The sequence below is a fragment of the Vibrio palustris genome, assembly GCF_024346995.1.
GTDB classification, from domain to species: Bacteria; Pseudomonadota; Gammaproteobacteria; order Enterobacterales; family Vibrionaceae; genus Vibrio; species Vibrio palustris.
On record NZ_AP024887.1, the window covers coordinates 2,514,228 to 2,528,979 of the forward strand.

The 14,752-nt window shown below is 41.9% G+C and carries 11 protein-coding genes; 4 read left to right on the plus strand and 7 right to left on the minus strand.

What is annotated here, in order from left to right:
- Positions 1-15: 15 nt before the first annotated feature.
- From OCU30_RS11730 to OCU30_RS11750, 5 genes are read right to left on the minus strand one after another with little or no spacing between them, the layout of a single operon-like run.
- Entirely contained in the window at positions 16-210 is a 195-nt protein-coding gene (locus OCU30_RS11730) for an MbtH family protein (protein WP_077315519.1), read from the minus strand.
- 41 nt (positions 211-251) lie between these two features.
- Complete coding sequence (locus OCU30_RS11735; RefSeq protein ID WP_077315518.1) at positions 252-932, minus strand: 4'-phosphopantetheinyl transferase family protein; 681 nt, start codon at positions 930-932, stop codon at positions 252-254.
- A 12-nt stretch (positions 933-944) separates the two neighbouring features.
- Positions 945-1,829 (minus strand): isochorismatase family protein, encoded by an 885-nt coding sequence (locus tag OCU30_RS11740; protein ID WP_077315517.1) that lies wholly within the window; start codon positions 1,827-1,829, stop codon positions 945-947.
- A gap of 10 nt (positions 1,830-1,839) precedes the next feature.
- Positions 1,840-3,465 (minus strand): (2,3-dihydroxybenzoyl)adenylate synthase, encoded by a 1,626-nt coding sequence (locus OCU30_RS11745; RefSeq protein ID WP_077315516.1) that lies wholly within the window; start codon positions 3,463-3,465, stop codon positions 1,840-1,842.
- 10 nt (positions 3,466-3,475) lie between these two features.
- Positions 3,476-4,660: an isochorismate synthase gene (locus tag OCU30_RS11750; RefSeq protein WP_077315515.1), complete on the minus strand. Its 1,185-nt coding sequence runs from the start codon at positions 4,658-4,660 to the stop codon at positions 3,476-3,478.
- Between the two features lie 178 nt (positions 4,661-4,838).
- On the opposite strand from OCU30_RS11750, the gene OCU30_RS11755 reads away from it, so the two are divergent.
- The 4 genes from OCU30_RS11755 (at position 4,839) to trmA (ending at position 10,751) form a co-directional block, all read left to right on the plus strand.
- Positions 4,839-5,624 carry a 2,3-dihydro-2,3-dihydroxybenzoate dehydrogenase gene (locus OCU30_RS11755; RefSeq protein ID WP_077315514.1) on the plus strand — a complete coding sequence of 262 codons (786 nt, stop codon included), beginning with the start codon at positions 4,839-4,841 and terminating at the stop codon, positions 5,622-5,624.
- A 180-nt stretch (positions 5,625-5,804) separates the two neighbouring features.
- Positions 5,805-7,379, plus strand: a complete 1,575-nt coding sequence (locus OCU30_RS11760) for an alpha/beta hydrolase (protein WP_077315513.1) — start codon at positions 5,805-5,807, stop codon at positions 7,377-7,379.
- Positions 7,380-7,398: 19 nt separating this feature from the next.
- Complete coding sequence (locus OCU30_RS11765; protein ID WP_077315512.1) at positions 7,399-9,369, plus strand: TonB-dependent receptor plug domain-containing protein; 1,971 nt, start codon at positions 7,399-7,401, stop codon at positions 9,367-9,369.
- Positions 9,370-9,641: 272 nt separating this feature from the next.
- Positions 9,642-10,751: a tRNA (uridine(54)-C5)-methyltransferase TrmA gene (gene trmA, locus OCU30_RS11770; RefSeq protein WP_077315510.1), complete on the plus strand. Its 1,110-nt coding sequence runs from the start codon at positions 9,642-9,644 to the stop codon at positions 10,749-10,751.
- Between the two features lie 656 nt (positions 10,752-11,407).
- Here the strand turns inward: trmA and OCU30_RS11775 are convergent.
- Both OCU30_RS11775 and OCU30_RS11780 read right to left on the minus strand, forming a co-directional pair.
- Complete coding sequence (locus OCU30_RS11775; RefSeq protein ID WP_077315509.1) at positions 11,408-12,715, minus strand: HNH endonuclease; 1,308 nt, start codon at positions 12,713-12,715, stop codon at positions 11,408-11,410.
- 8 nt (positions 12,716-12,723) lie between these two features.
- The gene (locus OCU30_RS11780) at positions 12,724-14,532 is read right to left on the minus strand and encodes an AAA family ATPase (protein WP_077315508.1); all 1,809 of its coding nucleotides are present in this window, start codon (positions 14,530-14,532) and stop codon (positions 12,724-12,726) included.
- Positions 14,533-14,752 lie beyond the last annotated feature (220 nt).

Genomic DNA, 14,752 nt, shown 5'->3' on the forward strand with positions numbered 1-14,752 from the left:
TTTCTCTGTCGCAACTCAAACTCGAATATCAAGCCAGTTGTCTTCAATATATTCGCAACACTCTGCTTTTGTCGCCGGCCCGAATAACACGCTCCACCCTTCAGGAGTCGGTCGAAAATCCGGCCATAAACTGTGTTGGTTTTTGATATTGACTAAAACAAAAAACTGATAACGCTCATCATCAAATGGATTGATATATTGATCTTTCATAATAAGGTCTTTCTTTAAATAGCATTAAAGGCAGTGCGCACTTAAAAATAGGTCAGCGTGATGACTTGATGATCACCTAAACGGAAAAAGCTCCGGCATTCCGTCTTACCACATAGCTGACGCACATACGAAGATAGAGTAAATGTCGCAGTCCCACTCACTTCATTGAGCTCGGTTAGGACTGCATCTTTAAATTCCAAATATTGCTTTACTCGTGGATAAAGGGCTTTAAATACACTTTCTTTGGCAGAGAACAACACAGTTGCCATCGATGACTTGGTCCATCGACTCATGTTAAAGAGATCGATTTCATTGGGGGTTGCAATCAATGGCAATACCGCATCGATCACTGAAGGCTGGAGCAGCGTTTCAACGTCGACCCCGAGCGCTGAAAGTGCATCACTCTGGCTAGTGACACATACTGCAGTGTTGTGGTTATGCGAAATAGAGCCCACGATGCCTGTTGGCCATACCGGCTCTCTTCCTGAGCCGATAGGGATAACTGTGTCGTGAGAAAATCCCAGTGTAGATAAGGCATCATTGGCAACCTGTCGGCCAGCAATAAATTCAACTTGTCGTTTTTTTACGGCTAACTCTAAGCTGTGACGCTTAATCAGGCTAAGCGTCTGTCGGCTGGGGCGGTATTTTTCTGGATCAAACTGGCGAAAATACACCACCATACCGCCCAGTTGAGTGCTTTGCTTATGACCAATGAATGCCATGACCCACTCCAACTAAGCCGCAATCTGAGGCTCGATTAACTGCCACCAGCCATCGATAGAAGGGGCTGAGGCAAACTCAGCAAAGGAAGTGTTTAAGCCAGCATTTTGCAGGCGTCCTAATAACATCATCGCCCGTACAGAATCCAACCCTAAATCCAATAGGTTGTCATCGTTATAAATGTCGTTTTCTTCGATTTCAATCAGTTGAGCAATCAAGCTCTTTAACTGCGCTTTACTGGTCGGTAACGTTGCTACGCTCTGTTGCTCTTGAATACATTGCAGTATGTCAGCCTGATTCGTGACATAACCACATCGCTTCGCGACATACTGAAGTGCATCAATATGATCTTCACGAGAAAAATCCCCCAGCCCATCGGCGACAAAAAACGCTTGTACGTCATACATAAAAGCATCCGCAGCAGTGAGCATGCACCCGATGTGCGCGTAAACACCGACAATAATTAACTGATCGCGCTGTTGCTCTTGCATGGTCTCGAGCAAGGGTGAACGTTTGAACGCACTGTAACGCCATTTGGTTAGTACCGTATCATCCGTATCCGGAGCAAGCTCTGGCACAATACGCGTCACTTGGTCGCTTGCTTTTAAGCCTGTACCCCAAAAATCCGTGAGCAAAGCACGATCTTGAGGTGCTTGATCACCAGGCTGTGCGGTATACACAACGGGAATACCCTGTGCTTTACATGCCGCTTTGATTTCCGATACGGTTTGAATTAAGCGCGCCTTCAAAGCATCATCAGCATAGAAGTCGAGAAAGTATTGCTGCATATCATGAATCAGTAACACCGCTCGGTTGGCATCAAGATTCCAGCTTACTTTATTGGTTATGCCATCAAGAAGGTTATCCAGAGAGTATGAGTTAAGCTTTGGTATCGACATGTTATCTTCCTTAAACGGATGCTGTTATTTTTGAAAATAAAGTTCGGAGTTTTTTCTTATCGATTTTTCCTACGGGCGTTTTCGGAAGTTCATCGATAAATTGGATTTGATCGGGGATTTTAAATTCCGCTAAGCTCTGCTGACGCAAGAAACGTTTGAGTTCGATGGGTCGAATAGATTGTGTCGATGACATAACGATGACTGCGCAGCTGTGCTCACCTAAATAGTCATCTGCAATCGCGATCAAAGCGGCATCATGTACGGCGTCATGACGGAGTAGTTGATTCTCAATTTCTTCCGCGGCAATTTTTTCACCACCGCGGTTGATTTGGTCTTTATCACGACCGGTGACGATAATATTGCCCTGCTCAGTTTGGCGGACAATGTCGCCCGTTCGATAAAACCCTTCAGGAGTAAAGGAGCGCGCATTATGCTGCGGCGCGTTGTAATAACCGCGGATCGTGTAAGGCCCTTGTGTAATTAAGAATCCTTCTTCACCTTGCGCAACATCCTCTCCCGCCTCATTGACCACACGCACTTGATCCAGTTTAGAAATAGGACGGCCTTGTGTTTGTGTAATCACCTCAATGGGATCATCCAAACGGGTGTAATTCACCAATCCTTCCGCCATACCAAAAACTTGTTGTAGCTGGCAATTGAATACATTTAGTAATCTTTTCGCTGCATTTTCGCTAAATTTTGCGCCCCCCACTTGTATTACTTTTAAGCTGGACAAGTCATAAGGCTGAGTTTTGGCAAAGTCCATCCACAACAATGCTAAGGGCGGTACCAGCGGCACAAAATTCGCTTTATGTTGCTCTATCAAACGAAACGCCGTTTGGGGCTGAGTATCCGCGCCAATAATCACGCAGCCTCCCGCCCAAAAAACCCCCAATGCACCAGGGGAACTAAATGGGTAATTATGCGCAACAGGTAAGACACACAAGAAACGTGTTTCCTCATCAACATCACAGAGCGCGTTACTACCAATGACGCTGTACGCATAATCATTATGGGTTCTTGGGATCAGTTTAGGTGCGCCTGTTGTCCCGCCTGATAACTGAAAAAAGGCGATATCACAGGGATTGGCATCCTGAGTTACATCCGTATCAGCCAAACACTCCGCTAACGACGTAAAACGAGAATCCGTATAATGCAGGTCACCTTTTACGATCACTCGCGAAACGCTGGCATTATTTTCTAGTATGTCGTGCGCTAGCGCTTGATAGTTAAAAGTCGAGCAGGTTCCATCAATTATGTAGGCTTTAGCGTTGGCATGCTGACAGAAGTAAGCGATCTCTGAGTAACGGTGAGCAGGCAATGCCATGATAGGTCGAATACCTTTTTGCACTAAGGCGAAAAAGCACAAATAAAACTCCGCGACATTCGTCATTTGCAGAACGACGTTATCGCCAGCTTGAAGGCCTAACTTGGTAAACCCAGCGGAAAATCGATGAATGATGTCAACCATCTCAGCGTAGGTATAGCGCCGCTCACCACAAATCATCGCGAGGTTCTCAGGCTGCTCGCGCGCGCGCTCAAACAGATAATCACACAAGGTTTTGTCCTGCCAATAACCATGGTCACGATACTGCTGCACCAAATTATCCGGCCAGAGAGTCAGTTCATTTTGCATGTCAGACACCTCAAGCAACGAGCATATCGTTGAGTTCAATTCCAGCCGCAGACAATATCGTACTCATCTTAGCGCCCGTTTCATCCAGCTCACTTTGCGGTTGCGACTGACTGACAATACCCGCCCCAGCAAAGACTTTCATCGACCGTTTCTGTACTTCAGCGCAGCGGATAGTCACCACCCATTCGCCATTACCGCGCGAGTCACACCACCCCACCATGCCAGTAAAATAGCCTCGATCGTATTGTTCAATATTACGAATTGCTTGATAGGCCGCTTGACGAGGGTAACCACAGACCGCAGGTGTAGGATGTAGGTCTGAGGCCAGTTGCAATACGCTAATATCAGGGTTATCCACCTGACCTTCCAATAGGGTGCTTAAATGCAACATTGTTTTGGTTTTTATCACCGAGGGAGCCATAGGAGTGTAGAGGCCGTGACAGTACTTATTGAGAACCCGTTCTACCTCTTCAACAACGAAGCTATGCTCGTAGAGATCTTTCGCCGAATTAAGGAGCTGTTCAGAACGCATAGCATTAACCGCCACATCATCAGAACAAGGCAGCGATCCAGCCAACGGATTCGAGGTGATATTACTGCCTTTTTTGGCGACTAATAATTCTGGGCTAGCACCCATCATCTTATTGCCACTGGCTAAGCTTGCCGCAAAGGTATACCCCGCCGAATTAATCGCCAGCATATTTTTGAGTAAACGAAGTTGATCGATATCCTCATCCGTTCCTACCTCTAGCGCGCGGGAAAGAACCACTTTGGAGAGATCCGTATTTGAAAATAACCCAATAGCATCCTGCACTGCCTGTTTATAATGCTCTCCAGTTGGAGCAGAGACCAATTTACCGGGCGCATGATAGGCAGGTTGGGCATGCTGTTCCGCTCTAGTACTACTCGATACGTGCAGATGGTCAGGAATTAAAAATCGAGATGGATTGTCTTCGCTAAATGGCACGATACCAAACAAAACGGGATTATCTTGCTCATTTTTCTTTGCTTTTTGCAACATTGACGTTGCTTTTTCAGCCAGTTGAGCAAAAGGGATAACCCCTGTGAACGTATCTTCAATCCCTACTCCCAACATGGTCGCGGATGGAGATGCAAAAAAGAATGGTGCCGAATCAAGGTTTTGCTTTAAAACTACATTCGACAGCTCGTTGTAGCCAATCACTTCTCGTTTCATCACAGCTCCCTCTTAATCTTATAACCTGTTTCTGGACATTAAATCCAATAGGCCGCTAAGATTACACACTAACAATCTAAATACGAAACATTATCATTATTATTTGTGTTAGCATTTAAATAAGAGGGACAAAGATCACAAATTATTCCACTTAACGCATAAAAAAAGGGCATATTTCATGACTATCGATTTATCAAATCAGCAGGTACTGCTCACTGGTGCTTCTCAGGGCATCGGGCTGGCCACTCTCAAACAACTATTACGTTGCGGTGCTCGTGTACTGGCCACAGACCGCGATCTATCCGAGCTCCACGGTGCCACGCAACAGCTGCAAGAAACCCACCCAAAAACATTACATATCAGAGAGTTAGATTTAATTAATTGCGAAGACATTATGGCTGAGGTGCCGCGCTGGATAGACTCATTTGGCACGATAGATCAGCTGATACACTGTGCTGGCATATTAAATTTAAACCCCATTTTAACCGCTCCTACATCAACGATAACTGAGACTTTTTCAGTCAACGTCTTTGGGGCAACCACTTTGCTCCAACAAATTGGGCAGCATATGAAATCTCACGGTAACGGTAATATTGTCGTCATCGGTTCTAATGCCGCCAACACACCACGTGCCAATATGGGTGCTTATGCCGCCTCGAAAGCGGCACTGCATATGCTCGTCAAATGCTTTGGCATGGAACTGGCTGAGTCTGGCATTCGATGCAATATTGTTAGCCCAGGTTCCACTCGTACCGCCATGCAAATGCAGTTATGGAATGAAAATTATGGCGAGCAACAGGTAATAGACGGTGACGCGAAGCACTACCGTCTAGGAATACCATTGAAAAAAATTGCAGAGCCTGACGACATCGTGCAGACCATACTCTTCCTCATGTCTGACGCTGCCAATCATATTACGCTCCATGATCTGCGCGTTGATGGTGGTGCAACTCTCGATAACTAATTAAAAATCACGTTGCTATCAAAAATAGCCAGTGCGTCATATCGAGAACGATATGACGCAGGTTTCTCATGAATTTTTCTTTACCTCTACTCAACCATATGTATAATTCGAACAAATACAAATAATATTGATAATGATTATCAGTTAGGTTCTCAAGTGAAAGGATTCTTAGGTTTAACCATGACAATGATAACGCTGGTCTCTTCCATCACAGCTGATGCTTCGACTCTCACGAGAGAGTTGAATATCGATCATGGTGACACATTCGTCCTCCCCGTCTCTGCGCCCCAATATTATCGCGGTACCATCACCAGTGATCAGCCACTACATAGCCTTGTGGTCACGAATCATCATGGAAAAATAGAAAAAGAGCTTGTTTCATCAGGTGATACCGAAGCGGAGATATTTTGGTTTGCATCAGAGAAAGGTAATTACACCTTTCATATCCAACCAGAATTCCATAAGCAAACGCATATTCAATTCAATCTACACACACTACCTTTAAAGAAAAATCAGTTTGTTTCTCCAAAGCAGGAGCTCATCAGCCCTCTTCTTCTCGAAACCCAACACAAGCTCACGCAGGGTTTGTCATTTGCAGAAGAGCATTTCTGGCAGATTATCCAAAAGAAAGGCGCGCCTCTAATAGAAAAAGCGCCCAATGGCAATGTACTACTGACCTTTCTTTATCATGGTAACGTGAATAATGTTCGCGTGCTTGGCGCTCCTTATGAAGGTCACGCTCACCTTTCTTTATTAGAGGGGAGTAGTATTTGGTTTAAAACTTACGAGGTGCCAGAAGAGACACTCTTTTCCTATCGCATCGCTCCCAATGTACCGCAACTTGATGACGATAACAGCACCGAGCAACGTCGAGCAGTACTCGCTACTGCACAGCCGGACCCACTCAATCATAACGCGCTTTTTGGCTCGCGTGACGGCCTTTTTGGCGCAGCTTCAACGGTGCAACTCGACAAAGCCCCGAGTCACCTCTATGACCGTACCATGGGGAATCCTAAAGGTCAGATAACAGATTACCAATACACCAGTAAACGGCTTAATAACACACGTAAGATTAGCCTTTATCAACCTAATCCTCATTATCACCTAGAGGCAGATGCCCCTTTACTGATGGTATTTGATGGGGATAGCTATCTAACCAAAATCCCAACGCCGACCATCTTGGATAATTTGATTGCGACTGGTCAAATTCCACCGATAAGAGCGGTGTTTATTAATACACCAACTCCGAGTTTGCGAGCCAAAGAGCTCACTCCCAATGAGCCCTACGCCGATTTTCTCGCCAACGAATTAAAACCTTGGCTATGTCACGCTCATCATCTATGTCCAGATGCCAGCAATACCATACTAACCGGCTCTAGTTTCGGCGGTTTAGCCTCCATGTATATCGCATTCAAGCATCCCGAGCAGTTTGGCAAAGTGCTGAGCCAGTCAGGCTCATTTTGGTGGTCACCAGATACTCAAGCCTCTCCCCATACACACCAGGACAACTGGATGGCCAACGAATTTGCACAAGCCCCACACAAAGCTATTGATATTTATATGAACGCGGGAATATTCGAAACTAACCCTGCGTTTGCCAGTATTCTCGAAACCAACCAAGACCTTTATAAGATATTGAAATATAAAGGTTATAACGTTGAATTTGAGGAAGTTGCTAGCGGCCATGACTATTTAAGTTGGCGTGTCATGCTAGCAAAAGGACTCATCACTTTGTTTAACCAAAAGAAAAAGTAACTTGTATTAAGGGATAAGTATGAAATTGCAAAATTTGAGTTGCGCAGTCGCATTCGCACTCATCGCAAATTCCGCGGTGGCCGCTGATAATACGAAGGCAACATCTCAAGCGGATGTTTCTGATGTCGTCGTCGTGACCGCAACCACCAACCAAACGTCAATCAAAGATGCACCGGCATCAATTAGTGTTGTTACCAATGAAGAAATTAACCGAATTCCGGTAACGGATGTAGCAACAGTTCTGCAAGGCGTCGCCGGCGTTCATGTGTCGAAAGATATGTCTAGCGAGCCAAGAATTGTCATTCGTGGCCTCAAAAATGACGCTTCAGCTCATGACAACTACACCTTATTACTCGTCAATGGTAAACGTATTAGCTCTTCAGAAACCTTGATCCGTGGCGCTGGCTTCGATTTTTCCAGTATCCCTATGAGTGCCATCGATCATATTGAAGTTATCCGCGGTCCAATGTCCTCTCTGTATGGGAGTGATGCGATTGGTGGTGTCATTAACGTCATTTTGAAAAAACCGACAGAAGACACGAGGGTGAATGCCAGCGTCAGTTACTCTCAACCAGAAGAAGGCGATGGGACACTGAAAAAAGGCAATGTTTTCTTAAGCGGTGCAGCTGTACCTGGAAAATTACTTTACACCACATCTATCGAAGCCACTCAAAAAGATAAGTGGTTCCCGGATGACATTCAAAACAACAACAGTTTTACCGGTAATGCTCAGCAGAAACGTCAGGGTATTAATACTCAATTATCATTGCTCGTGAATGATGACAATACTATCAATTTTGGGCTGGGCTATCTTAAAGACGATCGTAAATTCCCTGGCTCAGATAAAAGCGACTCTTCTGATGATGATACCTACAATAGTAAAAAGTTTAACGCCTCACTTGGCCATGAGGGTACATGGAGCTGGGGTACAGATACTGTCGACTACCTCTATGAAAACTCAAAAGTTTATGTTGATAATGCCAGCCCTCTTCTAGAAAAATCGAACGCAGAACAACAAAACCACAACGTCGATGCGCGGATAGCCGTCACTGCCATCGACCAACAAACTATCACCACAGGTATCAACCTTGAGTACACGTCGATTTCAATTGACCGCGACTATGATGGTACGCCGTCTGTGACGAAAACCGGTTATTATCTTCAAGACCAAATTGGCCTAACCGATGATCTCACCGCCACCTTGAGTGGACGTTTAAACCACCACAGTGAGTTTGGCAGTAAATTTACCCCGCGAGCTTATTTGGTTTACAACGCAACGGATAATCTCACGTTAAAAGGTGGTTATGCCGAAGGCTTTAAAGCCCCAACTATTTATCAATCCTCTGAACAATTTGGCATTATCAGTTGTGGCGGTAGATGTACGTTAACGGGTAACCCAGACCTTGAACCGCAAGAGTCAAAAAGTTACGAATTTTCTACGGCTTATAACGCTCAGTCATGGAATGTACAGGCGACTGTATTCTATAACCAAGTGGAAAATATGATTGACCGTGACACATCGACTCGCTCAACAGGCTTTATCAGTTATACAAACATTGAGGATGATGTCGAAACTAGCGGCCTTGAATTAGAAGGCTCCGTTGATATTAACGATGACCTATATCTAAAATCCACAGCGACCTATACACGTGCGATCAATACTGAGGATGACAGTGATCTACAAAATAATCCTCGCTGGCTCGTTAACGCAAGACTACATTGGATGGCAACAAACGACTTATCGTTGTATACCGGTATCAACTATACAGGTAAGCAGTACGGTGAGAGCTACGCTAAGAATTATGAGAGTATTTGGTTTGACCCATATACCATCGTTGATATAGGTGGTAGCTATCATATCAATGATCAATTCACACTGAAGGCTGGCGTCAATAATGTTCTCGATAAAAATCTTGAAGATGATGACCAAGATTACATGGAAAATGTTGTCGGACGTACGTACTTCGTTACTCTAGATTACGCGATGTAGTCAAAAAAGGCCTGAGAGTATTCTCAGGCCTGACTCTTTTGACGATTTAATAATCTTCATTTCGTACATACCACTCCTTTCGGCAAGCGCCCTCTCCCATAAGCCGTATTTATGGTAATATTCATACCGCTCACCAAGCACATTGATACGTGATGGCTCGGCATCAATCTGGCGGAAATTCACATAAATTATGAGACAAACGCTGGACAACTCAGTGTGATTGAATAGAATCTGCGCTCTCACATGAAATGCACCCTATAAAGGTATTACGAATGGCGACTCTTGATGTCAACCCTAACCGATACGCACAACAACTTGCAGAAAAAGTCTCACGCTTAACTGAGATGTTTGCACCCTATGGCGTTCCTGAGCTAGAGGTCTATGAGTCTCCAGAGCAACACTACCGTATGCGGGCAGAATTTCGTGTTTGGCATGAAGGTGATGATATGTATTACATCATGTTCAACCAAGAAACGCGCGAAAAGTATCGCGTTGATCAGTTCCCTGTTGCCAGTCAGTTAATCAATCAGCTCATGCCACGTCTGATTGACGCATTAAAAGGCAATGACACATTGCGTCGCAAGCTATTCCAAGTCGACTTTTTATCTACCATGAGCGGCGAGATTCTTGTCTCACTATTATATCACCGCCAACTCGATGACACTTGGACCGAAGCGGCTAAAGCCCTCAAAGCCACCTTGATTGAAGAAGGCTACAATATCAATTTGATCGGCCGTGCACGCAAAATGAAAGTGGTCCTTGATCGTGATTACGTTGTCGAAACCTTGAATGTACATGGTCAGCCCTATATTTATCAGCAAGTTGAGAATAGCTTTACCCAACCCAATGGGCCAGTCGCCGAAAAAATGCTGGAATGGGCGGTGGATTGTACCCAAGGCAGCCAAGGTGATTTATTAGAGCTGTACTGTGGTAACGGTAATTTCTCACTCGCATTAGCACAAAACTTCGAGCGTGTCTTAGCGACAGAGCTCGCTAAACCATCGGTTCAATCAGCGCAATATAACATTGCCGCAAACAAAGTTGAGAATGTACAAATTATTCGCATGTCGGCCGAAGATTTTACCGAAGCAATGGAAGGCAAGCGCGAGTTTCGTCGCCTAAATGCTGCAGGTATTGATCTGCAAAGCTATAACTGCAATACCATTTTTGTTGATCCGCCACGTTCGGGGATGGATATTGATACCTGTAAAATGGTGCAGGGCTACGAGCGCATCATGTATATCTCTTGTAACCCAGACACATTAAAAGAAAACCTCGATGTGCTGAGCGAAACACACAAAATCACACGTTTTGCTTTATTTGATCAGTTCCCATACACCCACCATATGGAAGCAGGTGTGTTTTTAGAGCGCATTAAATAAGGGATTTGACGGATTATATATCCAATAAAAATCAATCTGGGTACGGCGTGGGGTACGGGAAACATTTAAACAGGGTAAAGTATTTATAAATATTTGGGGCTATGTTTTAGCCCCCAGCTAGAGTGGAAACATCAAACACTTTGCGGTTCACGATCTACGCCGCACATGCCGTAGCCTACTCGCTTCAGTAAAAGTTCCTAGCCATATCGCAGAGCGCTGTTTAAATCACATAGTCATTTAGACATAAGCAAAAAAAGAGGATGCCACTGGCATCCTCTTTTTAAATGTGCTGATTCATGCACGATCTGACAATTTTGATTTAGTAGTACGACAGAATCGCTTGGTGATCAGTAACACGTTTCTGGACAAAACCTTGTTAGATCATCTGCCCTAATATCGATAACTCGAATAATTTGAGGCATCATGAATGACTTACGATATCCCATCTCTAATGCATCTCTCACGCTTGATTTGGGTAGAAGCATGTATTCAAATAATCAGTTTAGTCATCTAAAATATTCATAAATATCGATATTTTATACGCCATCACAATCCGATTTCTTTGCGGACTTATCGCGTTTTTGGACAAAATGCACTAAAGTACTATCGTCTAATTGAGTTAGTAAAATAGTTAATACAATTCCATTTTCATATCATCATATAAGATGCATAAGTAGTTCAGTGAGTATATCTTTTTTCAACTTTCCCAAGGTCTCTTCTTTTGCGTTTTCTGGAATAACCATTTGTAGCAATGAGCGTTTTAAATTTCCAATTGATTGAGGTGTTATAATCTGTTGTTCTTCTTTAAACAATTTAACGATAGACTCAATGGCAGTATCAGGGTACTTTCTAACCATATTTAGGCTGGTGATAAGCTCTTTATCATGATGACTATAATAACCTTCAAGCCCATTTTCAGTTGCCACGGCTAACTTATATATAGACAGGGAGTTAGTAACTTTGAAGGGTAAGTTAGGCTCAAGAGCTATCTGTAATTTTTCTTGAGAATTGTAATCAAAAAATATACCAATATCTTGGGCCTTATTTTTTATAGTAAATACTTTCCTTTCGCTAAGGTCATCTTCTACCAAATACGGATGTGATATGTTATAAGACAAGTTTCCTCGAGCGTCGATATTGATCACATTGTAGTTACCTTTGGCATGATTACAATTGTGGCAAGCAGGTATCAGGTTATAAAAAGAAACAGCAAACATCGGAAACAGTGACTTAGGAATAAAATGATCAAGCTCAGGTCTTGCCTCATCATTTTTATCTATGACAACAACTGGAGTAAAATTTCGATTACAATAAGGGCAAATCCTAGGCGCTACATACTTGGTCAATGAGTACGCACACCATTCCAAACTTTTTTCTCTAAACAGATCGTAATCAAACACTGCCTTACATTCCACATAGCAGGTAATTAGCCTTTCATTAAGGTAAGGATTTAATTTTGACGCAAGAATTGTTACTGTTTTTCCAGATCTAAGATTCTTACTTTTCCTCTTATATTCACTGAGTTTTTGGCGATTTAAAGTATGTATATCTAAGTGACATTTCAATTGATAATCAATGTTATCTAAAGCTTGAATAGCATAATCTATGTTGGCATTAGTTCCAAGATGGTTGTCCAGCGCATCCCAAAATGATCTTAGTGATATAGGGCATTCAAAAGTAAGCTCAACATCAATAATTTTTCCGCTTTTTTTCTTGATACCACTAATATGAACATATTTGTGTTTAAGTTGATCTGAGATAGGTAAACTGATTAAGTCATCTTTAATTTTGTCAAAAAAACCATTAAGAATTTTCAATAAAGTTTCAGGCGTGCCAGTTATTATTTCTTCAAAATTTCTAGATAAATAAACCGTATAGATATTTATCTGAGATGGTCGTTGATTAAAATGCGCTTTGTGTTTTTTTATTGCATCGATAATGGTTGCATTGTTAATAAGAAACATGATTATATTTATTCATCTATTGATTTGATACGAGCTAAAAGTTGCCTTTCGTCTAAGCCTTCATCCAGAAGAGATAAAATACGCCCTTTAATAGATCTAGGATGTATTTTAACTCGATCGAGTCGGGATTGTAATTCCCTTTTTAGCAGTGGGTCTCCGACTTGATCCACTACTAGCTCTATCGTTTTAATAGTTTCTAAGTTGTACTCTTCACAACTGTTAGTATCTAAATCTTCTAATTGAACGGCTATCTTTTTTATAATATTTGCCGCATGCTCTCCGATTGAACGCTGTAAAATAAATTGAGACTTTAATATGTCATGAATATTTGCTGCAAATGTATTTACATTGATATCATTATGATTCCCTAATGAAAGTGTCTTTTTATTTAGGATGTCAGATAAAATAAACGGAGAATGCGTAGCTAACACCACCTGAGGTTGTACTCTATTATTTTCGAACACTTTAATAAGTGTATTTATTAATAAGCGTTGCCACTCTGGGTGAAACGTGTGTTCAACTTCGTCAAAAATCACAATAGGCTGAATATTAGTAAAATAGTCGAGTTTCTCCTCAAGATTTCCAATGAAGTTGATGATATTCATTTCACCTGAACTCAAACCATCGATACAGACAGAGGAGAAAATATTATCACCGCTGATCTCGTAAGTTCCTAACTCTTCTAACTCATTTCCATCAACTAGGTGTTTAAGTAAATCAAGTTTTCCAGCCTGATTGAAGGGGATAATGATACAACCACCATAAACTTCGGTTTCTTGAAAACAATCAGAAATGAGATCTAATTTATGTCTAGTTTGGCCTACATACTTATGAAACTCAATATAATGGCTTTGAAGGCCGAGATCTTCCAAAAAAGATTGAGCTTTATCTTGGGCATTTTTAATATTATCATTATTAATACCAAATCTAAGTATTGTAAATAATAATGAAATGTCATCTTTGTGATATTTTAACTTAGTTCCATTAATTTGTTCTCTTTCAATGAATTTTGTAGCGAAAAGGAAAAAATAACAAATATAAAAGTAGTTAATGCTAAACTTATCATCATCTAATATTTTTATCGTCTCCGTTTTGAGTTCTCTAAACCACTTATGTCTTATCGCATTGCCCCCAATCCCCATTGCAGATAAGTATGAACTAACCTTATTTTTAATTTCCTCATATTGCAGTACATAACTTGCGTGAGAGTTCTTGAAAATCTGTTCAAATATGTCGTAATTACCAATACTTTCTTTAAAACTTGCGAATTGCTTTACATTGTTTGTGGTACTAGAATTTTTGAACTTATTATGTACGGGATCACCTCCAATACGATATAGGTTTCTTCCATCTATCTTTATATTTATTGGCCTGTGATTTTCATCTATTGGATTGTAATAAATGGCTTTTTTTTCTGTAAAATTAATGTTATTTGAAATTTCACCATTCTTAAATGTGTAATCATTGTTATTAGTTATCATAACGAGATCCGAGTCACACCCAGAGTTATACCGTTCAATGATCAGAAAACCTGAGGCATTGTTCCCGTCTGAGGGGAACTCATTTAGACAAACTAAATGCGTAAGTACTTCTAAAACGTTAGATTTTCCTGAGCCGTTAGGCCCAACTATCGCACTAAAACCATCCAAACCTGAGAGCGGATTTTTGACAGGATCGCTTGAACCAAAGTCACTGGAGGTTACAGTGACACAGTGTTGGTCAATTTGGATGTTGTAGTCGAGTGTAAAGCGAATACCTTTGTTTTGAACATTTTTATACTGATCAATCCGAAGATAAATAAGTCGGTAGTCATTCATGTGAATTTTATTATTTATAGAGGTTAAGCCAATAAGGTAATATAACCAAATTTTTGTTTGTAGCCCAACAAAACAAATACCGTTGACAGACTATCAGCTCTACTACAGTGGGTAAAGAAGCACAAATATAGTTCAAATAGTGACTACTTGTCATTGCGCAATGTTGGCTCTCAAGCCCACCATCACTACATAATTTTAGGCATGACAAATCAACATGAAC